Raw genomic sequence first — 25,635 nt, forward strand, 5'->3', positions numbered from 1 at the left:
TGGCCGTACGCCGGATGTTTCGCCCCCGCGGTCCGGGGTAGGCGGCCCGAACGGACATCGGTGAACGCCGGAGGCGATCGTGGCATACCAGGCACGCGACGGTGAGCAGCCCGCACCCGCCGAGAACGATGCCAACCGGGTCGCACTGCCCCAGGTGACGGCGGACACCGACGTGCCGGCGCCGGACGACACCGACGAGCAGCCGGACATCGTCACCGGAGACGACGGCGCGGGCATGGCCGGCGGCTCCTCCGGCAGCAGCAGTGGCGGTTCCAGCATGCCGGGACATCCGGACGCAGCCAACTGACTTCTCGCACGGCAGGCCGCACGACCGAACCCGGCCCACATGGCGGCGGTGAGGACGGATTCGGCCACGGGCCAGTGACGCGCCACTGCCGACGCCGCGGCGATCAACTATGCCGGCAGAAGCCCGTCCGGTTCCGGGTAGCTCGCCGGGCCGAACGGGGGCGGATCGAGCACGTCGGTGTCGACGTGCAGGTGCCGGAGAACGTCCGCCGCTACTTCAAGCCGTCGCCAGAGGCGGTTGCCGAGCTCACGAGCCTGCTCCCGCCCGGCTTCAGCAACCGCTGAGCCGCGCCCTGATCCTTCTCGGTGGCAACGGCGGAAGCGGAGAGGACTGCGTGCTCCCCGGTCCAGCCATCGGCCGACCGCGGGCATGCACACCAGCCCTATGACGATGCCGACCGTCATGGCGATGCCGGTCGCCGACGCGGACAGCCTCAGCACCGTCACTCCGTAGAGCAGCAGAAAGGGCCGCAGCAGGCCGGTGCCGAGCGCGTCCACGGCCAGGGCGACGACATAGCGGGGGCCTCCGGAGGCCCGGACGAGGGCACGCGGTTGGATCTTGATGTTGGTTGCCATGTCAGCGGTGCCGTGCGCCGCCGTCGACATGGACCGTCTCGCCCGACACCCATCCCGCACCCAGGAGCCACAGGGCGCTGTCGGTGACGTCCTCGAGCGTGCCGACCCTGCCTGCGAGGGAGGCCGCCGCGGCCTTGTCGTACAAGGCACGGCGACGCTCGTCCGGAAGCCGGTCCCAGGTGCCGGAGTCGGTGATACCGGGCGCGATGGCGTTGACACGCAGCGGCGCGAGCTCGACGGCCAGGTGGGTGACCAGCGCGGCCAGGGCAGCATTCGCCGTACCTTTGACGACGGTGCCGGGCTTGGGCTGCCAGCCCACAATGCCGGAGAAGAACAGGAACGATCCGCCCGCGGGCATCCGTGGGGCGAAGTGCTTGGCCAGCAGCAGCGGGCCGACGACCTTGGCGGAGAACGCGGCCTGGATCTTGTCGTGTTCCAGGTCGGGCACAGGAACGTCATGGTGAGCCGACGCGGTGGAGATCACGTGGTCGAAGGCGCCGAGCGACTCCGCGGCCCGCGCGATGGTGGTCTCGTCGGTGACGTCGATCCGGACCTCGGGGCCAGACCGTGTGGCGACGACGACGTCGGCGCCGGCCTGCCCGGTGCGCCGGACGATCTCAGCGCCGATACCGCGGGCCCCGCCGACGACCAGGATCCGCTTGCCTGTCAGGTTCTCTCTCATGACCGCGACGGTATACATTTGCTACCGGTATCTTCAACGCTACCGGGAGGACCCCATGGGCAAGGCGTACAACGTCATGGCGGCGACGTGCCCGAGTCGCACCGTGCTGCACCGCATCGGGGCGCGTTGGACGGTGTTCGCCGTCAACGCACTGGAGGACGGACCGATGCGGTTCACCGAACTCAAAGCGCACATCCGCGGGATCACCCCCAAGGCCCTCACCGAGACGCTGCGCGCCATGGAGGCCGACGGCCTGCTCACCCGTACCGACCTGGGCGGCAACCCGCCCCACGTCGAATACGCCCTGACCGAACTCGGCCGCTCCCTGCTGGTTCCGCTGCGTGCCGTACGACAGTGGGCCGAGACGCACGTCCCGGACATCCTCGCCGCGCGCGAACGAGCCGGCGTCCGGGAAGGCCTCACCCTGACGACGCCTTCCCGGACGGCTGAGAACCACTAACCAAGATCGCCGGAAACACTTTTCACGAGGCAGACCCACCTGACGTGCTCGTCTGATGAGCCGACAGTGGCAAGTCAGCATGCCAGCGATGGTGGCGAGAGTTTCGAGGTGACCCCTCCTCCCCAACAGCGCTCCCGTGTCGACCGGTCCTGCCGCTGTCACCTACCGGCACCTCCCCGACCGCGGACCGGGAGATGCCGGCATTGGGTCAACTGGGCCGAGATTCTGAGTCGCTACCGATCGCGACCGGATGCCGTTGCTGCTCCGTCAGGTGTTGACGGATCGAGTGGGCGACGGCCGCCGCCCATACCGCGCAGACGACCGTGTAACAGCTGTAACGAACGGTGGCCGGGGCATCGAACCAGTCACTGCGAAGCAGGGTTCGGCTGTTGGTGAGCACGATCATGCCGCCGACCGCGGAGCCGAGCACCCGGGGCGGGACCTTGCGTACGAGCCAGGCCGCGACCGGCGCGGCGACCACCCCGCCGATGAGCAGCGCGGTGACCCAGCCGAAGTTGATGTTCTCCGCACCGATCCCGAGCAGGAAGCCGAGGCTCGCCGCGACCGCGACCAGGAACTCGCTGGTGTCGATCGATCCAATGACCTTGCGTGGTTCGAGCCTGCCGCTGGCCAGGATCGCCGGGGTGCCGATGGGGCCCCAGCCACCGCCACCGGTGGCGTCGACGAAGCCGGCGAGCAGGCCCAGTGGACCGAGGAATCGCTTGCGAAGCGGCTTACCCACGTTGCCCTGCGGCAGACCGAAGGTGGTGAAGCGAACCAGGAGGTAGCTACCGAGGGCAAGCAGGATCAGCGACATGATCGGGGCCGCCGCGTCGGTGGAGAGGCTGGACAGGAAGGTCGCGCCGGCGAAGGCGCCGACCGCACCCGGAATGCCGATCCGAGCGACGACCTTCGCGTCGACGTTGCCGAACCGCCAGTGGGCGGCACCCGAGGCGAGGGTGGTGCCGATCTCGGCGAGGTGCACGGTGGCCGAGGCAGCGGCGGCATGGACGCCGACGGCGAGCAGCAGGGTCGTCGAGGTCACGCCGTAGGCCATGCCGAGGCTGCCGTCGACCAGTTGGGCGCCGAGACCGACCAGGGCCAACAGGAGGATTTTGCGCATGAGGGACCACCAGTTCGTCGGAGGAGGTGGAAGCGGGAAGTTGAGGGCTCGGGTTGGACAGGCGGGTGGGCCGACCGTCCGACAAGGCCTTGCCGGTCCGGTCACCGCCGACGCGCACCCGGCGTCGCCGCTGGGCACGCGCAGGCGTGGCGGCCCGTCGGTACCCGGGGGTGTCGAGGAACGGGCGTACGGGGGGGTCGCGTCGGGCTTCCGCCCTGGGGGATTCGCGAGGCACTGCGACGCGGCCCGGTGGAGCGGACCGGCCGTGTCGGCGGTGGTCGGTTCAGTGACGGCGGCCGGGCCGCCAGGTGCAATGACGAGGCCTTTTGTGAGCCGATTTCCCTCCTCTCCGGTCGGTGTTCCGACCCATTCGACAGGCCCCGCCCGGACCATTTTCATACTCACTAGATAGGAATGGTTCCGCGAACCAAACCGACCAGACAAGAGTGCTTTCACAATTCAGATCGGCAAGAAGATAGTGATAGACGTCACTCTTTTCGGGTGGCAGGCAACATCTTGGCAATCAAAGTAGGTCGATATTTAACACGATGACCCGATGCCGGACAGAAACCTGCCAGCTTCCTGCCCAGGTCAGGCCGACGCGTCGTCGACCGACGGCAGATATCCGGCATACCGGCGGACTCACCGGAAAAACCCGCAGGCCCACGCTCTAGTTAGAGAGATTTAACTGAGCCGTAACTAAGCTGGCCTAACTTAATTGGAGCCCGAGATCGATTAGCGCCAATTATCTACGGGTCACCTCGGTTGATCGTTTGATTGATTCGGTCGCATCCGAGAAACCGCCGCCCCATGAAGTGGGAGTCCGATGAGCCCTGCACCGAACACGCGCGATCTGGTGATCGCGATCAGCGCCGGTAGCCTCCTCGAACCCAGTCCCCGGATCGCCACAGCCGCCCGCCACGGCGGCGGTCACGGCGTCCTGGACCTCGCCTCCGGCGACAGCTGGACACTCACCGGCCTGGCCCAGGCCACCGCCGGATCAAGCGAGCCGATCGGCGTACGCGTACCGGCCGGCTGCACCGCCACACCGGCCGATGTGGACCGGGCGGGGCACGGTCGGGTCGACCTGGTCGTCGTACCGCTGGACACACCCTGGCCACTGGCCGAGGTGGTCGACAGGTACCGGGTGCTGGTCGAGGTGACCAGCCTCGACGACGCCCGGCTGGCCGCCGCCGCCGGGGCGCACGGGCTCATCGCGCGGGGCATGGAGGGCGGCGGCAGGGTCAGCGAACTCAGCTCGTTCGTCCTGCTCCAGCAACTGGCCGCGGCCGACGGCATCGACCTGCCGATCTGGGTCGCCGGCGGCATCGGTCCCCGCACCGCCGTCGCCTGCGTCATCGGCGGGGCGACCGGGGTCGTCCTGGACAGCCAGCTCACCCTCATGCCGGAGTCCGAGCTGCCGGCGGACGTACGGGGCACTATCCGCCGGCTGGACGGGTCCGAGACGGTCCTGGTCGACGGCGTACGCGGGATCCGCCGGGGCGGCCCGCACGACAGCACCTCGCAACTGCTGCCGATCGGCCAGGACGGCTGGCTCGCCGCCGTCTTCGCCCAGCGTTGGCCCGACACCGCCGCCGCCGTACGCGGAATCCGTGCCACCCTCCTCGAAGCGATCGCCGAACCGGCCGCCGGGGACGCCCTGGCGCCGGGTGCCGCCCTCGCCGACGCCCTCAACGTCCGGATACCCGTGGTGCAGGGCCCGATGACCCGGGTCAGCGACGAGGCCCCGTTCGCGGCCGTGGTCGCCGCCGACGGTGCGCTGCCCTTCATCGCGCTCGCCCTCTCCGGCGCCGAACAGTCCCGTCGGGTGCTCCGGGAGACCGCCGACCGGCTGGGCGACCGGCCCTGGGGCGTCGGGGTGCTCGGCTTCGCGCCCGACGAGCTGCGCGCGGCACAACTCGAGGCGATCCGCGAGATCAGGCCCGCCTGCGCGATCATCGCGGGCGGGCGCCCGTCCCAGGCCACGGTCTTGGAGCAGGACGGGATCAACACCTTTTTGCACGTACCGTCACCGGGGCTGCTGCGGCAGTTCCTCCGGTCGGGTGCGCGCAAGTTCGTCTTCGAGGGCGCGGAGTGCGGCGGCCACGTCGGGCCACGGGCGAGCTTTCCCCTGTGGGAGGCGCAGCTGCTGGTACTGGAGGAGTTCCTGGCGGACGAGCCGGACGACGCCGGGCGGTTGCAGCTACTGTTCGCGGGCGGCATCCACGACGCGCGGTCGGCGGCGATGGTCGCCGCCATGGCCGCGCCCCTGACCGGGCGCGGGGCGCAGATCGGGCTGCTGATGGGGACCGCCTACCTCTTCACTTCCGAGGCGGTCGAAGAGGGCGCCATCCAGCCCCTGTTCCACCAGCAGGCCATCGCGGCCACCGGTACGTCGCTGCTGGAGACTGCGCCCGGACACGCGACCCGGTGCCTGCCGAGTCCCTTCGTCGACGACTTCCACGGCGTACGGGAGGAACTGGAATCGGCCGGGGTGGAGAACCGCCAGGTCTGGGAACAGCTGGAGCTGCTGAACGTCGGCCGGCTGCGGATCGCCAGCAAGGGCGTACGCCGGGAGGAAGACGGCCTGGCGCGGGTCGACGAGGCGGTCCAGGCGGTCGAGGGGATGTTCATGGCCGGCCAGGTTGCCGTGCTGCGCCACGCGCCTACCACGGTCGCGGAACTGCACGCACAGGTCACCACCGAGGCACGGGAGTTCCACGCGGTACGGGCCGCCGCGCTGCGCGCCGAACTCACCCCGCCGGCCACACCGGTGGAGGAGCCCCCCGCGCCGCTGGACATCGCGATCGTCGGCATGTCCTGCATCCTGCCGGGCTCCCCCGACCTGCACAGCTTCTGGCAGACCGTGCTCTGCGGCGCCGACGCGGTCACCGAGGTGCCGACCGACCGGTGGGACGTCGACACGTACTACGCACCCGAGGTCGGCCCCGGACAAGCCGGCCGGATCAGCGTCTCCCGGTGGGGCGGGTTCATCGATCCGGTCCCGTTCGACGCGATCCGCTACGGGATCCCCCCGGCGGCGCTGAGCAGCATCGACCCGACCCAGTTGCTCGCGCTGGAGGTGGCGCACCGGGCGCTGGTCGACGCCGGATACCCGTACGACGCGGCCGGCGCGGACCACAGCCAGACCGGGGTGGTGTTCGGTGCCGAGGCCGGCAGCGACATGGGCCACGCCCAGACGCTGCGGACCATGCTCCCGGCCTACCTGGGTGACGTGCCGGCCGAGTTGGAGGACCAACTTCCCACGGTCACCGAGGACAGCTTCCCCGGCGTGCTGGCCAACGTCATCGCCGGCCGGGTCGCCAACCGTCTCGACCTCGGCGGCCCCAACTACACCATCGACGCCGCCTGTGCCTCCTCGCTGGCCGCGATGGACGCCGCCTGCAAGGAACTCAGCGCCGGCAGCAGCGACCTGATGATCTGCGGTGGCGCCGACCTGCACAACGGCATCAACGACTACCTGATGTTCACCTCCGCGCACGCCCTCTCCCCGACCGGGAGGTGCCGTACGTTCGACAGCACCGGCGACGGCATCGCCCTCGGTGAGGGGGTGGCGTGCGTCGTACTGAAGCGGCTGGCCGACGCCGAACGCGACGGCGACCGGATCTACGCCGTGATCAAGGGCGTCGGGAGCTCCAGTGACGGACGCGCGCTCGGGCTCACCGCGCCGAGGGCGAGCGGGCAGCGGCGTGCCCTCGACCGGGCCTACCACCGTACCGGCGTCTCGCCCCGACAGGTCGGCCTGGTCGAGGCGCACGGCACCGGCACCGTGGTCGGCGACCGTACCGAGCTGGAGACCCTGACCCGGTTCTTCGACGAGGCCGGCGCGGAGCCCGGTAGTTGCGCGCTGGGCTCGGTGAAGTCGCAAATCGGGCACACCAAGTGTGCCGCCGGCCTGGCCGGCGTGATCAAGGCGAGCCTGGCGCTCTACACCGGAGTCAAGCCACCCACGATCCACCTGACCCGCCCGAACCCGGCGTGGAGCCCGGAACGCAGCCCGTTCGCGTTCTACACCGGTGCCCGCCCGTGGACGTCGCCGGCAGCCGAGCGGCTGGCCGGGGTGAGCGCGTTCGGCTTCGGCGGGACGAACTTCCACACCGTGCTCAGCGCGTACCCGAACGGCCCGGAGCCACGGCACACCCGGCAGTCCTGGCCGGCGGAACTCTTCTGCTTCCGCGGCGCCGACCGCCCTGCCGCACAGTTGCGGGTACGGCGGCTGGTGGAGATGCTCGCGACCCGCGACGAACTGGGCCGACCGTGGTCACTGCGTGACCTGGCCGCATCCCTGGCCGGCGAGGCGGATCACCGGGCGGGCGCGGTCCGGATCGCCGTCGTCGCCCGTGACCGGGACGAACTCGCCAAGCTGTTGGACCGGGCCCTGGCAGGCGAGCACGATCCGGCGCGGGGACTGGTCCAACCGCCGGACGACCCGGAGCCGGGCAAGGTGGCCTTCCTCTTCCCCGGTCAGGGCAGCCAGCGACCCGGAGCGCTCGCCGAACTGTTCGTGGCGTTCCCCGAGTTGCGGCACTATCTGCGCCTCGGTGACGAGTGGGCGGACCTGCTCTTCCCGCCGTCGGCGTTCGACCCCGAGACAGTGCGCGAGCAGGAGGACCGGGTACGCGACACCCGGGTCGCCCAGCCCGTACTGGGCATCGGCGGGCTGGCGGTCGACCACCTGCTGCGGCGGCTGGGCGTGCGGCCGGACCTGGCCGGTGGACACAGCTACGGGGAGCTGGTCGCGCTCTGCGTGGCCGACGCGTTCGATCCGGAGACCCTGCTCGCGCTGAGCCGGCAACGGGCCGACGCGATCCTCGCCGCGACCGGCGACGATCCGGGCACCATGGCGGCGGTCACCGGCACCGCCGAGCAGGTCGGCCGGGTACTCGCCGAGGCGGGACTGGCCGGCGAGGTGGTACTGGCCAACCGGAACACGCCGACCCAGGTGGTGATCTCCGGTCCGACGCCCGCGGTCGGATCGGCAGTGGCGGCGCTGCGCGAGGCCGGGCTGACTGCCCGGGGACTCTCCGTCGCGTGCGCGTTCCACAGTCCGGTGGTGGCCGGCGGCACCGCACGTTTCGCCGAGGCGCTGGCGGCCAGCACGGTACGCGAGCCGGCGATCCCGGTCTGGTCGAACCACACCGCCGCCCCGTACGACGGCGACGCCGACCGGGTACGTGAACGACTCGCCGCGCAGATCGGCGCACCCGTGCGTTTCGTCGAACAGGTCGAGTCGATGTACGCCAGCGGCGCCCGGATCTTCGTGGAGGCCGGCCCCGGTCAGGTCCTCACCAAACTGGTCCGGGCCGTCCTCGGCGACCGGCCGCACCTCGCGGTCGCTGCCGAACCGCGCCCCGAGGAAGGGCTGCGCGGCTTCCTCGTCAGCGTCGCCCAGCTTGCCTGTGCCGGCGTACCGGTCCGGACCGGTTGGTTGTTCCAGGGCCGGGACACGGCGGACCTCGCGACGGTCGAGTCGGCCCGGCGCCCGTTCTGGACCGTCGACGGCCAGCTCGTACGCGACCAGTTCGGGAACAGCCTGCCCGGCGGGATGACGCCCCCACGACGGATCAAGGAGTTGTCGATGACCGCATCGAACGAGACCACTTTCGGCGGCCGGGACGGCCGCGACGAGTTGTTGAGCGAGTTCCTGCGCACCAGCCGGGACATGATCGCCTCGCAGCGGGACGTGATGCTCGCGTACTTCGGCGAGGGTGCCGGTGGGCGGCTCGTGTGGCAGCCCACTGAGGCGTACCCGCCGGTGGTGCTTCCCGGTCATGGGAACGAGGTCGCACCGGTCACGACGACGGCGCTGGTGGCCGTGTCTCCGGCCGCACCGGCGGGCGCGGTCGACGTGGCTGCCGCACCGGTCGCCGCGTCCGGTCCCGACTTCCAGACCGCGATCCTCGACGTGATCAGCGAACGCACCGGCTACCCGGTCGACCTCATCGAACTCGACCTCGACCTCGAAGCAGACCTCAGCATCGACTCCATCAAACGCGCCGAAGTCGCCGGCGAGGTCGCCGCACGACTACGCCTCGCCGTCGAAGGCGACGAAGCCGAACTCGAAGACCTCGTCAAAGCCCGCACCGTACGCACCATGGTCGACTGGCTCAACCAGAAGATGCGGTCGACGGCGGGCACGACCGTGATCCACGCGACCGCCGTACTCGGACCGGCGAGCGGGTCGGCGCACTCCGGCGGTTTGGTCGCGACCGGCACGGTCGTGGTGACCCGACCCGACTTCCAGACCGCGATCCTCGACGTGATCAGCGAACGTACCGGCTACCCGGTCGACCTCATCGAACTCGACCTCGACCTCGAAGCAGACCTCAGCATCGACTCCATCAAACGCGCCGAAGTCGCCGGCGAGGTCGCCGCACGACTACGCCTCGCCGTCGAAGGCGACGAAGCCGAACTCGAAGACCTCGTCAAGGCCCGCACCGTACGCACCATGGTCGACTGGCTCAACCAGAAGTTGCAGGGGGAGGCCGCTGCGGCACCGTCGCCGGGGAACGGCGTGCTGGCCCCGCCGCCCGCACCACACGCGCTCACCACCGCCGCACCCGCACCGATGGCGGCGCCATCCGCGCTGGCCACTATGAGTCCGGCCATCGTGCCCGCGCCCGTCCCCTCCGTCGCCGACACCGTGACGGTCGCTGCCGAGGTCACCACCGCCGCCCGGGCGGGGATCACTCCGAAGCGGCTCCTGCCGCAGGCGAAGGTGATCGGGGGACCTCCCGGCGCGGACACCGGTGCCCCGCTCGCCGGGCAGCCCGTCGACGTGCTCGCCGGGACCAGTTTCCTCATCACCGGCGCCAGTCCGGCGCTGGCGTACCTCGCCGAACTCCTTCAGGAGCATGGGGCGGGTGGGCAGACCGGTGTAGCGGACGGGAAGCAGGCTGGTCAGCTCGCCGGCTTCGACGGGCTGATCCTGCTCGACGGGTTGACCGGCGCCGGAGCCCCCCTGCTGCCCGAGATCTTCCCGTTCCTCAAGCAGGCGCTCGCGGCCGGTCCACGCTGGCTGCTGGCGGCGGGACCGGTTGGCGGGACCGACCGTACCGACGGACTCGCCGGCCTGTTCCGTACCATCGCCAGGGAGTACCCACAGGTCACGGCCAGGTACGTCGAGGTCGACGCGGCTGCCGACCCGCAGCGGATCGCCCGACACCTGCTCGACGAACTGCTGGCCGGCGGGGACGCACCGGTTGTCGTACGGGGCGAGACCGAGCGGACCACGGTCGACCTCGCGCCGGTGGCGCTGGGAGCGGTGGCGACGAGCGGTGCCGGGCCGGCCGGCGACGGTGCCTCCGAGGCAGCGGCGATCGGCCTCGACCGGGACTCGGTGGTCGTCCTGGTCGGTGGGGCGCGCGGGATCACGCCGTGGTTCGCCCGTGCGGTGGCCATGGCGAGCCGCTGCCGGATCGAGCTGGTGGGTCGCACACCACTGCCGACCGAGCCGGAGGATCCGGACCTGGTGTCGGCCCGGGACAGGGCGTCGTTGCGGGCCGCGCTCGCCCGCCGGGGTCTTCGTTCACCGGCGGAGATCGAACGCACCGCGCAGGCGGTCCTGGCCGCCCGCGAGGTCGAGGCGACCCTCGGCGAGCTGCGCGAGTTGGGCAGCGAGGTGCGCTACCACGCCCTCGACGTGCGGGACGCGTCGGCGACCCGGAGTCTGCTGCTGGACATCGAGCGTACGCACGGCCGGGTCGACGGCGTCGTGTACGCGGCCGGGGTGATCGAGGACAGGCTGATCGCGGAGAAGGACCCGCAGTCGTTCGCCCGGGTGTTCGGCACGAAGGTGGAGGGTGCCCGCTCGGTACTGGCCGGCCTGGACGAGCTGGGCTCGGCGCCCCGCTTCGTGGTGCTGTTCGGCAGCATCGCCGCGGCGTACGGCAATCGGGGTCAGGGCGACTACGCCGCGGCGAACGACGCGATCGACGCGATCGGCGCCCGGTGGGCGGCCGGCACCGGCAACCGCTGCGTGACCGTGCACTGGGGTCCCTGGGCGCCGGGCGCCGGGCACGGCGGGATGGTCAGTGCCGAGCTGAGCCGGGAGTACGCCAGGCGCGGCATCGAACTGATCGACCCCGAAGCAGGCGCGCTGAGTCTGTTGAGCGAGTTGGCCTGGGGCGACCCGAAGATCAACTCCGTGGTCTACACCGCCTCGGGCTGGTGATCGTGCACGAGGTGCGGCAGCGGCTGAGCCGTACCCCCGGTAGGCCCGTCGACGGTGGAGCGAGAGGTCGAAGATGAACACGAGCACCGATCGGCGCGACCCGGTCGCGATCGTCGGGATGGCGGCGGTGATGCCCGGCGCCGGCAACCTGGAAAACTACTGGCGCAACCTGGTCGACGGCGTGGACGCGATCACCGACGTGCCGGCGCACCGGTGGGACGACGAGTTCTACGACCCGGACCAGGCCCACCGACCGGACAGGATGTACTGCCGGCGCGGCGGGTTCGTGGACGAGTTCGCGAGCTTCGAGCCGCTGCGGTTCGGCATCATGCCCGCATCGGTGGCGGACATCGAGCCGGACCAGCTCATCGCCCTGAACGTGGCCGCCGCCGCGATCGACGACGCCGGCGGCGCGGACCGGCTGCCCGACGGCGACCGGGTGGGCGTGATCCTCGGGCGTGGCGGCATCCTCAGCCCGGCCCAGGCCCGCTACGCCCAACGGGTACGGATGTCGAGCCAGGTCATCCAGGTCCTGCGGGAGTTGATCCCGGAACTGGACCAGAGCCGGCTCGACCTGGTACGCGAGAAGTTCGACGAGCGGCTCGGCCCGTACCAGCCGGAGGGGACGATCGGGCTGGTGCCGAACCTGGCCGCGTCCCGGGTGGCCAACCGGCTCAACCTGCGCGGTCCGGCGTACACCCTGGACGCGGCCTGCGCCTCGTCGCTGATCGCGGTCGACCAGGCGATCACCGAACTGACCAGCGGGCGGTTGGACGCCGTACTCGCCGGCGGGGTGCATCACGTGCACGACATCAGCTTCTGGTCGGTGTTCAGCCAGTTGCGGGCGCTGTCCCGGCGTGGGGAGAGCCGGCCGTTCCACCGGGAGTCCGACGGGCTGCTGATCGGCGAGGGCACCGGCGTGGTCGTACTGAAGCGGTGGTCCGACGCGGTCCGCGACGGCGACCGGGTATACGCCGTCATCCGGGGCAGCGGTATGTCCAGCGACGGCCGCTCGGCGAGCATGTTCAACCCGGCTTCCTCCGGACAGGTGCTGGCCATCCGGCGGGCCTGGGAGGCGGCGGGGCTGGATCCGACCGCGCCGGACTCGCTGGGGTTGCTGGAGGCCCACGGCACCGGTACGCCGACCGGCGACGCGGCCGAACTGGTCTCGGTCGCCGAGGTGTTCGGCCCACACGGCGGTGACGGACCGCGCCCGGTGATCGGCTCGGTCAAGTCGATGATCGGGCACACCATGCCGGCGGCCGGCATCGCCGGCCTGATCAAGGCCACGCTCGCGGTGCACCGGGGGGTGCTGCCGCCCACCCTGCACTGCGACGACCCACGCCCGGAGATGACGGCGACCCGGTTCGCCCCGATCGCCACCGCCCGCCCCTGGGAGAGCGACGGGCCACGTCGCGCCGGGGTGAACGCCTTCGGCTTCGGCGGCATCAACGCGCACGTCATCGTCGAGCAGGTACCCGAGCCGGCCGGCGTACGGAACCGCCCGGCCAGCGGGGTGCCGGCGACAGCGAACGGCGCAGGTGCCGGAGGAGCGGCCTCGACCGTGGCCGGCTCGACGGTCGAGGTCACCGAACCGGACCAGGTGCTCTGGCTGGCCGCGCCGGACCCGGTCCGGTTGGCCGGCCTGCTGTCCCGCGACGACCACGAGGTACGGGCCCTCGGCATCGAACGGGCCCGGAGCAACCGGCCCGCGACCGAGGACGAGCCGTGCCGGATCGGCATCGTCAACCCGACCGACAAGCTCCTGGCGGTCGCCCGCAAGACGGTGGCCCGCCGGGAGGCATGGCGGGGTGGCCGGGACATCTGGTTCAGTCCGTCGCCGCTGTTGGCCGCCGGCACCGGGCGCCTCGCGTTCGTCTTCCCCGGCCTGGAGGCGGAGTTCGCCCCGCGTACCGCGGATATCGCCGCGCACTTCGGGCTGCCGGACCGGCAGTGGTCCGCGACGGACCTGGGCCGGCACGGCGCCGGGCTGATCGAGGTGGGCAAGCTGCTCGACGAGGCGCTGCGCCGCGTCGGCGTACTGCCGGACACGGTCGCCGGACACAGCATCGGCGAGTGGACCGCCGCCGCGACCAGCGGACAGATCAGCACAGCGGCGATGGACGAGTTCCTGGAGCTGTTCAACGCCGACTCGGTCGAGGTCTCCGGGTACGTCTTCGCCGCCGTGGGAGCCGGTGCCGAGCGCGTCACCCCGATGCTGGGCGACTTCCCGGGGGTGGTGCTTTCACACGACAACGCCCCGGCGCAGTCCGTGGTGAACGGCCCCGAATCCCAGGTGGACCGGCTCGTCGAGGCGCTGCGTACGGAGAACGTGCTGTGCCAGAAGCTGCCGTTCCGGTCGGCCTTCCACACTCCCGTGTTCGCCGACGGCCTGCAGTCGATCGGTGCGGCGCTGCGCCGGTGGGAGGTGCACCCGACCCGGATACCGGTCTGGTCGGCGACCCTGGCGGCACCGTTCCCCGCCGACGAGGCGCAGGTCAACGCCCTGTTCGTCCGGCACATGATGGAGCCGGTCTGGTTCCGTCAGACCGTGGCGGCGATGTACGACGCCGGCGTACGGGTCTTCCTCCAACTCGGCGCCGGACAGCTCGCCTCGCTGATCAGCGACAACCTGCGCGGGCGTGACCATCTCGCGATGCCGGTCAACGTGAAGCACCGCAGCGGGCTGGACCAGCTCCGGCGGGTCGCCACCGCGATCTGGGTGGAGGGCGGCAGCCCGAACCTGACCGCGCTCGACCCGCGACCGGCGAAGACGCCCGCGAAACCGGTACGGCGCGGCCCGTCGGTTCCGCTGGACCTGGGTGGACCACTGGTCCGGCTCGGTGCCGGTGCCGCCGGTCTGCTCGGCGTCTCGGTGGGCGGGGTCCAGCCGCGCCATCTGTCCGGTGCGACGGACAACGGTGCGGCCGTGCCGGTCGACGCGTCGGCGGCAGGTGGGGCGGGGCGCCAGCCGGAGCCGGCAGGTACCGGCGGTAACCCGGCGGCGGCGCTGGCCGCGCTGCACCGGTTGGCCGGGCGGTCCAGCGCGGCGGCGGAGCTCGCCGCACTGTTGCAGGACACGGCGCGGGACGCGGTCAGCGTGCTGGACGCCGCCGCACCGGCGCACCGCGCGCAGCGACCGGCTCCGCCGGTGGTGCCGCGGCCGGTTGTCGGGCAGCCCCCGGTCGCCCCGCCGGCCCGGTCCACCCGAACCACCGGCCCCGACGGCAACGGCAACCACACCACGGCCGGCGGGGTCGGTCCGGCCGACAGGGCCGACAGCGGCAGGGGGGCCAGTGCCGGCAACGGCGGCAGGGAGGCCAGCGGCAGCCGGGGTACGGTCCGGCGGATCACGTTGCGGGTCTCGGTCGAGACCATGCCGTACCTGAGGGACCACTGCTTCTTCGTCCAGCCACCGGACTGGCCGAACATGGAGGACCGGTGGCCGGTGGTGCCGGCGACCACCCTGGTCCAACACATGGTGGACGCGGCGGAGCAGGCGGTGCCCGGCATGCGGGCGGTGGCCGTACGCGAGGCCAGGTTCAACCGTTGGCTGATAGCCGAGCCGGGTCAGGACGTCGAGATCACCGTGAAGCCGACCGGTGACGGCCTGGTCTCGGTCACCTTCGGGCCGTACGCCCGATCGACCGTGGAACTCGCCGCGGACTATCCGGCGGACCCGCCCGAGGTGTGGCGGCACGATCCCGCTACCGAACGGCCGCCACGGATCAGCGCCGAGGAGATGTACGCGGAGCGGCTGATGTTCCACGGCCCCCGGTTCCAGGGTGTCACCGCCGTACACGCCCTCGGGGACATGCACGTACGGGGCGTGGTCACCGCACCCGTACCGCCGGGCGCTCTGCTGGACAACGCGCTGCAGCTGATCGGCAACTGGCTCATCACCACGCAGCCGTTCCGTACCGTGGCACTGCCCGTGGGCCTGGGCCACATCCGGTACTTCGGTCCCCCGCCGGAGCCGGGCACGGCGTTCGAATGTGTCGCCCGGGTGCGCTCGATCGACGACGCCCAACTCGTCGCGGACACCCAACTGGTAGTCGGCGACCGGGTGTGGGCGCAGATCGACGGCGCGGTCGACCGGCGCTTCGACAGCCATCCGCAGGCGCGGCCGGCGGAACGGTTCCCCGAGCGGCATCCGATGTCGCTGATCCAACCCGAGGGCTGGACGATGGCCTTCGACTGCTGGACCGACCTGGTCACCCAGGGCATGGCCGCGCGCGGCATCCTGGGCTCGGCCGCGTACGCGGACTACGAACGGCAGCCCGCCAAATCCCGCAAGCAGTGGCTGTTGGGCCGGATCGCGGTGAAGGACGCCGTCCGGTTCCGGTTGTGGGAGGACGGGCACAGCGACATCTACCCGATCGAGCTGACGGTCGGCAACGAACCGGACGGGCGGCCTCGGGTGTACGGACGTCCGGGCCGTGACCTGCGCGACTGCGACGTCTCGCTGGCGCACTGCGCCGAGATCGGCGTCGCGGTCGCGAAACCCCGCGATCCGGCCTCGCCACCCGACGCACCGGGTGTCGGCATCGACGTCGCCGAGATCACCGACCATCCGGAGAGCACCCTGCACTTCGCCCTGTCCGACGCGGAGACCGCCCTGCTGGCCTCGCTCGGCGGCGACGCCGAGGACCGGCGACGGTGGTTCACCCGGTTCTGGGCCGCCAAGGAGGCCGTCGGCAAGGCCGAGGGAACCGGACTCGACGGGCGCCCCCGCCGGTTCGTCGTGACGAGTGCCGCGGACACGGTGCTGACCGTCCACGTCGACGATCGGATCTACCCGGTGGAGCACCGCGAGGTCGGCAATCCCGACGACCTACCGCCCCGACGCTACGTCGTCGCCTGGACCTGGGGCCCGCGAACCGGCGCCGTGGCCGATCAACCGTGACCGGCACCCAACCCCCATCCGAAGGAGTAGACCCCATGGCCGCCTCGCACGCCGACATCCTCGCCGAACTCACGGAAATCATCGACGCTGTACTCGGCGACTTCGCCACCGATGCCCCGATCACCATGGACACCACCTTCCGCGACGAACTCGGCATGGAGAGCATCGACGTCGTCTCCCTCGCCGGCCGGTTGCAGGCCCGGTACGGCAACACCGTCAACTTCGCGCATTTTGTCGCCAAACTGGACCTGGAGACCGTGGGCGAGCTGCGGGTCGGGCAACTGGTCGAGCACATCGCACACTCCCTCGACGCGGCCGGCCGGGACAGGCCGGCCGACGCCAGTCCCACCGTTGTCGAGGCGGTCCGCTCGTGACGATGATCCGAGCCAACGGAATCGAGATGCACGTCGAGCAACTCGAGCCACCGGACGAAGGGGCGGGCGCGGGCGGCGCCGGGCGGAATGACGGGCCGACCACCCTCGTGATGATCCACGGGATGGCCTCCGACAGCCTCGCGAGCTGGTATTTCACGGTGGCCAAGCCGCTGGCCGACGCCGGGCTGCGGGTGCTGATGTACGACCTGCGGGGGCACGGCCACAGCGAGCGCCCACCCACCGGCTACGCCCTCGACGACTTCGTCGACGACCTGTCGGCGATGCTGACCGAACTCGACGTCACCGGTCCGGTCCACCTGCTCGGCAACTCGTTCGGCGGCACGATCGCATTCGCGTACGCGATCCGCCACCCGGACCGGGTCGCCTCCATCGCGGCGATCGAATCGTCACCACCGACCAGGGCCTGGATGGCTCGGGTCGCGCGCCGGCTGGACCGGGCCACCGACCTCCTGCCCCGGCCCGAGGCGCTGGCGCAGATCAGCGCCGGTCGGGGCGAACGGGTGTCCCGCCGGGCCCGGGCCACTGGCGAGATGCTGGCGACGACCACGCTGGCCAGGGACCTTCCGGCCAGTGCCCTGCCCAGCTCCGCGCAGATCAGCGCGATCGGCGTACCGGTGCTCTGCCTGTACGGCGCGAACTCCGCTGTCGTCGAGCTGGCACCGGCTGTGGTCCGGCTGCTACCGCAGACGCGGACCGTCGTCCTACCCGGCGAGAAACACACCGTCCTGATCGACCGGCCGGAGGCGGTACGCCGGCTCGTCCTGGCCTGGCTCCGCGAGGAGTGCGCCGTCGAGGTGGCCGAGGCCGCCACCACCCCGTGACAACCCATCGTGCAGGAGGTCTTCGGATGGACACCCCGGTCCCCGGCAGGTCGATCATCATCAGCAACGGCCGGTGCGGTTCGACGCTGCTCTCGGACCTGATCGCGGAGCAGCCCGAGACTCTCTCGGCGCAGGAGTTCTTCATGTCCGTCGCACCCTGGGCACGCAGTTCCGAGGTGCTCACCGGTGCCGCGTACTGGGCGGTGCTGAGCAGCCCCAAGGCGGAACTCGCCACCCTCTTCCGGATCGGGCTGCCGCCAAAGGAGGTGCGCTATCCGGCGACCGGCCGGTGGGCGGACCGGATGACCGAACTGCCGCGGATCCTCGCCATCACCCTGTCGAAACTCACCGCCGACCCGGACCGCCTGTTCGACCAACTCGCCGAGCGGGTGCCGGACTTCCCGACGCAGTCGGTCGGTGACCACCACCGAATGTTCCTCGACCTGCTGGCCGTGGTCACCGGCAAACGGCGCTGGGTCGAGCGTTCCGGCGGGTCGAGTCACGTTGCTCCGTACCTGTTGCGGGCGTTTCCCGAGGCGAAGGTGGTGTACCTGACCCGCGACCGGGAGGCGACCGCCCGGTCGATGAGCCGGCACTCGTCGTTCCAGCTGATCCAGCTGCGGGTGGAGTTCCTCGGCCGGTGCGGGCTCGATCCTTTCCGGATCGAGCCTGGTCAGTCGGTGCCCGAGGATCTGGAACGGTACCTGCCGGACCGGCTCACCGCCGACCTGCTCCGGGAGCGGGGACAGGACCTGCGCCGCTACCTCGGACTGAGCGCGTTCCTGACCAGCCAGGCCGAGCAGGCGCTCACCGACCTGCCTCCGCGACACCTGCACCGGATGAGCTACGAGGACCTGGTCGCCGACCCGGTCGGGCAACTCGGCCTGCTGGCCCGGTTCCTTGAGTTCGAGGACTGGGAGGACTGGGCGCGGCGGGTCGCCGGGCGGGTCGTCGCGCCCGTCCGGTCCCGAGAGGTCGCCGCGGCCTGAGCGCATACCTGACCCCACCGAACGTCGTGACTCCGTCGAACGAGAGGAACCATTGGTGAAACCATTCCGGATGTCGGGCCGGCGACCGCTCGCCGCGGCCGCCGTACTGGGACTGCTGTACGTGCTGGCGGCGCCGTCGCCGGCCACCGCCGCCCCGATCGGGACGGATGCGCCGGGTACGGCCGGACACCAGCCGACGTACGAGCGGAAGCTGATCGGGAAGGGCACCCCGGACGAGTGCTTCGCCGGTGTCGGTGTGGCCTACCCGCCCGGTCCCCCGTGCGCGACCGGGCAGTCGAAGGTGAACCAGTCCTACCTGTGGGGCATGACCCAGACCGGGCAGAGCCTGTGGTTCGGCACCGGCGCGAACGTCAACTGCCTGACCAGCGGGCGCAACCTGCGCAACACGACGCCGAACCTGAACGAGGACTGGGTCTGCGAGTACGGCGAGAGCCAGATCGTGAAACGCAACCCGACCCTGCCCGCCACCCTCGGCGACCATCGCCCGCCCCGGCTGTACACGTACGACAAGCGTTCGCGGCGGTTGACGGAAAAGACCGACGCAGTCAAGAACGCCTCCACCACCGACGCCAACCGGCTGAGCACGACCGCCGGAATCCGCGCCGCCGGCACCCATCAGGGCGTGGCGTTCCTCGGTGGGCCCGCCCTGGGCGAAAGCATCAACCTGTTCGCCTTCGACACCCACACCGGAGCCTTCCTCGGCTCGGTCAACCTGCCGGCGTACGGCAACATCCGCCACTTCGTGGTGGCCGACGGCGCGCTCTACGCGGGTGTCGGGGTGGGCGCGAACGGCGGCAACCGGGGGCACGTGCTGCGCTGGACCGGCTCCCGGAGCAACCCGTTCAGCTTTGTCGAGGTCGCGAACCTGCCTGCCCAGGCGGCGGACCTCACCGTGCACGACGGACGGATCTTCGTCACCACCTGGACGGGCTCCGGTGACGACGCCCTGGCAGCCGCGGTACCCGGCACGACCGACGAGCCGCTGTCCGGGGTCGCCGGGGTGTGGATGAGCCCGAAGCTGTCGCACGGGGAACGCGGCCTCACCCCGGCCGACGCCGACAGCTGGGCCCAGGTCTGGTCGGTGGACGGGTACGAGCCCGATCCGGTCGTCGCCCGCACCTACGCCCTGGGTGGACTGGCCTCGTTCAACGGTTACCTCTACTGGGGCACGATGCACGTGCCGATGAAGGCGACCACGGTACACATCGCGACCTACCCACCGGCGAACGAGGCCGCGCTGCGCGCCTCGGTACGCGGCACCCAACGGGCGATCAGCATCTTCCGTGGTAAGAGCTTCGGCGACCGCCACCAGCGGGTGGACCTGCTGTACGGCGCACCCCAACTGCCCGCGTACGACCCGGCCGGTAACGGTGGCGCGGGCGCGTGGGCCGCCGCGCCGACCGGCTACACCCCGCTGTACGGCCCGTCGGGCATGGGCAACCCGTACAACAACTACACCTGGAAGATGGCGGTGGCGGGCGGGAAACTCTACGTGGGCACCATGGACTGGAGCTACATCTCCAAGGACCTGGGCCAGGACACCGCCCGGGTGTTGGGTGTCACCGGCCCGGCCGCGGCCGAGTTCGGCGACGCCTCCGTGCTGGCCGACGACCCCCCGCCGGCACCGGTCTACGGCGGTGACCTGTTCGTCTTCGACTCGACCAGCAAGCCGGCCACGGTGGTGGACAACAGTGGGCTCGGCAACTACCTGAACTACGGGATCCGCAACATGGTCGCCGACGGGTCGACCCTCTACCTGGGCATGGCCAATCCGATGAACCTGCGTACGGACCCGGATGACGACGTCCCCGAGGGCGGCTGGGAACTGATCCGGCTGAGTATGCAGCGCTGTTAGCCGGTTGGCCCCGCCCGTGCATCGTGGGCAGCCACGGGCGGGGCCGGCCACACGGATACTCCAAACACCTCGGATCCTTACATATCCCGAACATCACTATGTCATGGTGCGAATATGATGGAAATCTGTAGATCTTGGATAGGTCATGCGGGACCGCGCACCCGGTGGCGGCACCTGCTCACGGTCGTTCCGCTCGTCGGAGCGCTCACCCTGCTGGCCGGTTGCGGGCTGTTCCGGGACGACCCGGAGCAGCACGAGGTCGGGCCGGTGTCCACGATGCCGAGCGGCTCCTCGGCGCACACCCTCGTGGTCGACGGGCAGGAGCGCGACTTCCGCCTCTACCAGCCGGCGAACCTCGCCTGGTCGACCGCGGTGCCGCTCGTGGTCATGCTGCACGGTGCCCTCGGCACAGGCGCCCAGGCGGAAAACTCGTACGGCTGGAACGCCGAGGCGGACCGGGAGGGCTTTGTCGTCGCGTACCCGGACGGGGTGAGCCGCTCCTGGGCGGTGGGCCCGGACTGCTGCGGCCCACCGGCCCGCGACGGCGTGGACGACGTGGCCTTCATCCGGCAACTGGTCTCCACCGTGGCCGACCGGCTTCCGGTGGACCGCAACCGGATCTACGCCACCGGGATCTCCAACGGCGGAATGCTCGCATACCGACTGGCGTGCGACACGAAGCTGTTCGCCGCGATCGGGCCGGTGGCCGCGACCCAACTCGGCCCGTGCCAGGCACCGGCACCGACCTCCGTGATCCACATCCACGGGACGGCGGACCAGACAGTGCCGTTCGGCGGTGGTCCGGGCAAGCGGGACAACGACGGGACCGGGCGTAATCCGGTCAAGATCGACGGTCCGCCCACCCCCGACCTGCTCGGCCAGTGGCGTACGACCGGCGGATGCGGCGCTCCGGCGACCACCGCCTCGGGCCCGGTCAGCACCTCGGTCGCCACCTGTCCCGGGGGACGGGCGGTCGAGTTGGTCACCGTCGACGACGCGGGCCACCAGTGGCCCGGTGCCGCCGGCCCCGAACCGGCGGCGCAACGCCTACTCGGCCTGGATCCACCCGCGACCGCGCTGGACGCGACCGAGACCATCTGGCGCTTCTTCGACGCACATCCCCGAACCGGCGGCTGACCGAACCGGCGCCCATCCACCCCACAGTTCAGGACAGGGAGCAGCAGATGCCCAGCAGCGGTGGCAGCCCGCCCGCGGTCGAGGTCGCCGACCTCGTCAAACGCTACCCCGGAAGCACGACCGCAGCCGTGGACGGGCTGTCCTTCACGGTGGCCCCCGGCGAGATCTTCGGGCTGCTGGGACCGAACGGCGCCGGCAAGTCGACCACCATCGGCATCCTCACCACCCGGCTGCGGGCGTCCGCGGGCCGGGCGCTGGTCGGCGGGGTCGACGTGGTCGGCGACCCGGTCGCGGCCCGTGCCCAGTTGGCCGTCGTACCCCAGCACAACAACCTGGACCGGTCGCTGACGCCACGACAGAACCTGCTGTACCACGCCGCGTACCACGGTGTCGGGCGCGCCGACCGCAACGCCCGGGCCGACGTACTGCTGGACCGTTTCGGCCTGACGGATCGGGCCGACAAGCGCATCGAGGCGTACTCGGGCGGGATGGTGCAACGGCTGATGATCGCCCGTGCGCTGATCCACGAGCCGGCGGTGCTCTTCCTCGACGAGCCCACCAACGGTCTGGACCCGCAGTCCCGGCGGCTGATCTGGGGCCGGATCCGCGAGATGCGCGGGCGCGGCGTGACCATCGTGCTGACCACGCACCAGATGAACGCGGCCGCCGCCCTGGTCGACCGGGTCGGCATCGTCGACCACGGTCGGCTGCTCACCCTGGACACGCCGGGCAACCTGGTCAAAGGGCTCGCCGGACGATCGATCCTCGATCTGACGGTCACCCCGGCCGCGCCCGACGAACCGGACGAGCTTCTGCGTGCACTTACCGAGGTCTCTGGCGTACGCAAGGGTGAACGGCTCGCCGTGGCGTCGCCGCCCGGCGCCGGGGCCGCCAACCTTCGCTCCGGCCTCGGCCTGGGCGGCGGCGCGGGGCTCGGCGCGGGTGTGCCGGCTGCTGCACTGGCCGCGCTGGCCCGACGGGAGCGGGCGGTCGCCACGCTCACCCCCGACCCCGGTGGGCGCCAGCGCGTCAGGATCCGGCTGCATCTCGCCACCGACCCCGCCACTGTGCTCGGGCCGGCTCTCACCATCCTGACCACGCGGTCGGCGACCCTCACCGACGTACACATCGCCGAGCCGAGCCTCGAAGACGTCTTCATCGGACTGACCGGAAGGGATCCACGGTGACCGACCTCGACGCCCCGCCGGTAGCGGCAACGAGCACCACGGCGGCGCCCGCGAGACCCGGCGCCCACCGGGTCTTCCTGGCCATCCTGCGCCGGGACCTGCTGGTCACCGGCAAGGAACTCTGGGTCATCCTGGTCCAGGTCGGCCTCACCCCGCTGTTCATGCTCTTCGTCTTCGTCAAGGTACTCGGCGGGCAGGGCATCGTCGCCCGGAACTTCGCCGACCTGTTCCTGCCCGGCATCATCGCGCTCGCCGCGCTCACCACCGCGCTGCAGAGCGTCGCGCTGCCACTGGTCAAGGAGTTCGGCTTCACCCGGGAAATCGAGGACCGGCTGCTCGCCCCGCTGTCGACAAACCTGGTCGCGGTCGGCAAGCTCGTGGTCGCGATGCTGCGCGGCCTCATCGCCGCAGCCCTCATCTACCCGCTGGGTGCACTGATGGTCGGCTCAGCCCCGTTGCAGCCCGAACGGCTGCCGATGGTCCTGCTGACGGTCCTGCTCGGCGGATGGATCGGGGGCGGCATCGGCATGACGCTGGCGACGATTCTGCCCATCCAACGGATCAACATCACGTTCTCGCTGGTCGTGACCCCGATCATCTGGACCGGTTGCATCCACTACCCGTGGCCACGGCTCTCCTCCATGCCCTGGTTCCAAACGGTCACCGCCCTCAACCCGATGACCTACGTCTCCGAGGGCGTACGGGGGGCCATGTTGCCCGACGTCGCACACATACCGGCCTGGGTCTGTCTCCTGGTCCTGGCCTGCGTGGCCGCGATGGTCACGTTCACCAGCGTACGAAGTTTCAGTCGGCGTGCCGTCCAGTGAACGGCACGGTCAACGCGTCTATCGGAGGTGCTCGTCGATGAACGTGCTGGAACCCCCCAGGTCCGAATCCCCCGCGTCTGATGGTGCGTTCGCCGCCTGGTTGGCCGACCGCGCCGGCCGGCTGCTGCTGCGCGTACGCGCGGAGCACTGTCACGACGACCCGGCCGCGTTGAAGCGCGCGGGTGACCGGGCGTCGCACCAACTGCTGCGCGATGAACTGGCCCGGTGCAGGAGCGCCGACGCCGTGCTCTCGGAGGAGGACGACGGCGCCCGGCAGGCATGGGCCACGGGTACGGCCGGACCCGCGCCGGACCGGCTGGGCGCCGACCGGGTGTGGATCATCGATCCGTTGGACGGAACCCGTGAGTTCTCCGAGCCGGGCCGGACGGACTGGGCGGTGCATGTCGCACTCTGGCAACGGAACGCGGATACGGAGCACCGCATCATCGCGGGCGCCATCGCCCTGCCCGCCCAGCACCGTACCCTCGGCACCGCGACACCCCCACCCCGGCCGACGACGGTCAGCGGTCGGACGATCCGGTTGGCGGCGAGTCGGAGTCGGCCGCCGGTGTTCCTGACCGAGTTGGCGGACGAGGTCGGTGCGGAGTTGGTGCCGATGGGGTCGGCCGGGGCGAAGATCGCGGCGGTGATCAGTGGGGAGGTCGACGCGTACGTGCATGCGGGCGGGCAGTACGAGTGGGACTCGGCCGCGCCGGTGGCTGTGGCGACGGCCACGGGGCTGCACGCTTCCCGAATCGATGGTTCTGCGTTGAAATACAACGAGGCCGATCCCCGGTTGCCGGACCTGGTGGTCTGCCAGCCGGAGCTGGCCGCACCGCTGCTCGCAGCGCTGCGGCAACACCTGACCCTCGTGCCGGCAACGGCCACGGCAGTCGGCTGACCCGCGATGGACACGGTGGACATGACCACTCCGGCGGCGTACCGGGTGTCGCATCTGGATGCGCTCGAGGCGGAGAGCATCTTCGTCATGCGTGAGGTGGTGGCCGAGCTGGAACGTCCGGTGTTGCTGTTCTCGGGTGGCAAGGACTCGATCGTGATGCTGCGGCTGGCGCAGAAGGCGTTCGCGCCGGCCCGGATCCCGTTCCCGGTCATGCACGTCGACACCGGGCACAACTTCGCCGAGGTTCTCGACTACCGGGACCGGCGGGTGGCGGAGCTGGGTTTGCAGTTGGTGGTGGCGAGTGTGCCGGAGGCGTTGGAGTCCGGCCTCGTACGGGAGTCCGCCGACGGTATGCGGAACCGGATCCAGACGCCGGTGTTGTTGGCGGCGGTGGAGAAGTACCGGTTCGACGCGTTGTTCGGGGGTGCGCGTCGGGACGAGGAGAAGGCGCGGGCGAAGGAGCGGGTGTTCTCGTTCCGGGACGATTTCGGGCAGTGGGATCCGAAGAACCAGCGGCCGGAGCTGTGGTCGTTGTACAACGGGCGTCATCATCCGGGTGAGTCGATCCGGGTGTTCCCGTTGTCGAACTGGACCGAGCTCGACATCTGGCACTACATCGCCCGGGAACAGTTGTCGTTACCGTCGATCTACTACGCGCACGAGCGTGAGGTGATCGAGCGGGACGGGATGCTGTACGCGGTGAACGAGTTCATCGCGCCCCGTGGCGCCGAGGAGCCGTTCGTGACCCTGGTGCGGTACCGGACGGTCGGTGACGCCTCCTGCACCGCCGCGGTCCGGTCGGTCGCCGACACCGTGGAGTTGGTGATCGAGGAGGTCGCCGCGACCCGGATCACCGAGCGTGGGGCGACCCGTGGCGACGACCGGGTCAGTGAGGCCGCGATGGAAGACCGCAAACGGGAAGGCTACTTCTGATGAGCACCACGGCGGTCACCGTCACCGAGACCGGGCCGGTCGAGGGTCGGGCGATGGACCTGTTGCGTTTCGCCACCGCGGGCAGTGTCGACGACGGCAAGTCGACCCTGATCGGCCGGCTGCTCTACGACACGAAGTCGCTGTTCACCGACCAGTTGGCGGCGGTCGAGGCGGTCTCCGCCGCGCGTGGGGACGAGTACACGAACCTGGCGTTGCTCACCGACGGCCTGCGGGCGGAGCGGGAGCAGGGCATCACCATCGACGTGGCGTACCGGTACTTCGCCACGCCGAGGCGGAAGTTCATCATCGCCGACACCCCCGG

The 25,635-nt window shown here is 70.9% G+C and carries 17 protein-coding genes; 14 read left to right on the plus strand and 3 right to left on the minus strand.

The genetic code is table 11. The features are described from left to right. Window positions 1–79: 79 nt before the first annotated feature. Window positions 80–307, plus strand: a complete 228-nt coding sequence (locus ACWEFB_RS31995; protein ID WP_452291414.1) for a preprotein translocase YidC — start codon at window positions 80–82, stop codon at window positions 305–307. 107 nt (window positions 308–414) lie between these two features. Here ACWEFB_RS31995 and ACWEFB_RS32000 read toward each other — a convergent pair whose 3' ends face one another. Together ACWEFB_RS32000 and ACWEFB_RS32005 are read right to left on the minus strand one after the other, a co-directional pair. Beyond that, complete coding sequence (locus tag ACWEFB_RS32000; protein ID WP_452291442.1) at window positions 415–912, minus strand: hypothetical protein; 498 nt, start codon at window positions 910–912, stop codon at window positions 415–417. Next, window positions 884–1,564, minus strand: a complete 681-nt coding sequence (locus ACWEFB_RS32005) for an SDR family oxidoreductase (protein WP_452291416.1) — start codon at window positions 1,562–1,564, stop codon at window positions 884–886. Before ACWEFB_RS32005 ends, ACWEFB_RS32000 begins: the two co-directional genes overlap by 29 nt. On the opposite strand from ACWEFB_RS32005, the gene ACWEFB_RS32010 reads away from it, so the two are divergent. Further along, window positions 1,563–2,024, plus strand: coding sequence for a winged helix-turn-helix transcriptional regulator (locus ACWEFB_RS32010; protein WP_452291418.1), 462 nt, complete (start codon window positions 1,563–1,565; stop codon window positions 2,022–2,024). The two genes, ACWEFB_RS32005 and ACWEFB_RS32010, sit on opposite strands and share 2 nt — an antisense overlap. Before the next feature lie 208 nt (window positions 2,025–2,232). On the opposite strand, the gene ACWEFB_RS32015 is transcribed toward ACWEFB_RS32010, so the two are convergent. Continuing rightward, window positions 2,233–3,147, minus strand: a complete 915-nt coding sequence (locus ACWEFB_RS32015; RefSeq protein ID WP_326559290.1) for a sulfite exporter TauE/SafE family protein — start codon at window positions 3,145–3,147, stop codon at window positions 2,233–2,235. An 826-nt stretch (window positions 3,148–3,973) separates the two neighbouring features. On the opposite strand from ACWEFB_RS32015, the gene ACWEFB_RS32020 reads away from it, so the two are divergent. The 12 genes from ACWEFB_RS32020 to ACWEFB_RS32075 all read left to right on the plus strand — a co-directional run. Beyond that, a complete protein-coding gene (locus ACWEFB_RS32020) occupies window positions 3,974–11,341 on the plus strand; it encodes an SDR family NAD(P)-dependent oxidoreductase (RefSeq protein WP_452291420.1) in 7,368 nt (2,455 codons plus the stop codon). A 73-nt stretch (window positions 11,342–11,414) separates the two neighbouring features. Continuing rightward, window positions 11,415–16,247: a beta-ketoacyl synthase N-terminal-like domain-containing protein gene (locus ACWEFB_RS32025; RefSeq protein ID WP_452291422.1), complete on the plus strand. Its 4,833-nt coding sequence runs from the start codon at window positions 11,415–11,417 to the stop codon at window positions 16,245–16,247. Window positions 16,248–16,282: 35 nt separating this feature from the next. After that, window positions 16,283–16,621: an acyl carrier protein gene (locus ACWEFB_RS32030; protein WP_452291424.1), complete on the plus strand. Its 339-nt coding sequence runs from the start codon at window positions 16,283–16,285 to the stop codon at window positions 16,619–16,621. A 2-nt stretch (window positions 16,622–16,623) separates the two neighbouring features. After that, complete coding sequence (locus ACWEFB_RS32035; protein ID WP_452291426.1) at window positions 16,624–17,463, plus strand: alpha/beta fold hydrolase; 840 nt, start codon at window positions 16,624–16,626, stop codon at window positions 17,461–17,463. A 26-nt stretch (window positions 17,464–17,489) separates the two neighbouring features. Continuing rightward, window positions 17,490–18,452: a sulfotransferase gene (locus ACWEFB_RS32040; RefSeq protein ID WP_326559294.1), complete on the plus strand. Its 963-nt coding sequence runs from the start codon at window positions 17,490–17,492 to the stop codon at window positions 18,450–18,452. Between the two features lie 55 nt (window positions 18,453–18,507). Continuing rightward, window positions 18,508–20,328 carry a hypothetical protein gene (locus tag ACWEFB_RS32045; RefSeq protein ID WP_452291428.1) on the plus strand — a complete coding sequence of 607 codons (1,821 nt, stop codon included), beginning with the start codon at window positions 18,508–18,510 and terminating at the stop codon, window positions 20,326–20,328. Window positions 20,329–20,442: 114 nt separating this feature from the next. Next, window positions 20,443–21,465, plus strand: a complete 1,023-nt coding sequence (locus tag ACWEFB_RS32050; protein ID WP_452291430.1) for an extracellular catalytic domain type 1 short-chain-length polyhydroxyalkanoate depolymerase — start codon at window positions 20,443–20,445, stop codon at window positions 21,463–21,465. Between the two features lie 47 nt (window positions 21,466–21,512). Beyond that, entirely contained in the window at window positions 21,513–22,652 is a 1,140-nt protein-coding gene (locus tag ACWEFB_RS32055; RefSeq protein WP_452291432.1) for an ABC transporter ATP-binding protein, read from the plus strand. Continuing rightward, on the plus strand, window positions 22,649–23,479 hold the full coding sequence (locus ACWEFB_RS32060; RefSeq protein WP_452291434.1) for an ABC transporter permease: 831 nt from the start codon (window positions 22,649–22,651) through the stop codon (window positions 23,477–23,479). The genes ACWEFB_RS32055 and ACWEFB_RS32060 overlap by 4 nt, the downstream gene beginning before the upstream one ends. A gap of 37 nt (window positions 23,480–23,516) precedes the next feature. Continuing rightward, complete coding sequence (locus ACWEFB_RS32065) at window positions 23,517–24,380, plus strand: 3'(2'),5'-bisphosphate nucleotidase CysQ (RefSeq protein WP_452291436.1); 864 nt, start codon at window positions 23,517–23,519, stop codon at window positions 24,378–24,380. A gap of 21 nt (window positions 24,381–24,401) precedes the next feature. After that, window positions 24,402–25,313 (plus strand): sulfate adenylyltransferase subunit CysD, encoded by a 912-nt coding sequence (gene cysD / locus ACWEFB_RS32070; RefSeq protein WP_452291440.1) that lies wholly within the window; start codon window positions 24,402–24,404, stop codon window positions 25,311–25,313. Continuing rightward, on the plus strand, window positions 25,313–25,635 hold a 323-nt coding region (locus tag ACWEFB_RS32075), incomplete at its 3' end, for a GTP-binding protein (protein ID WP_452291438.1). The genes cysD and ACWEFB_RS32075, both read left to right, overlap by 1 nt.

Source organism: Micromonospora sp. NPDC004704 (assembly GCF_053601675.1).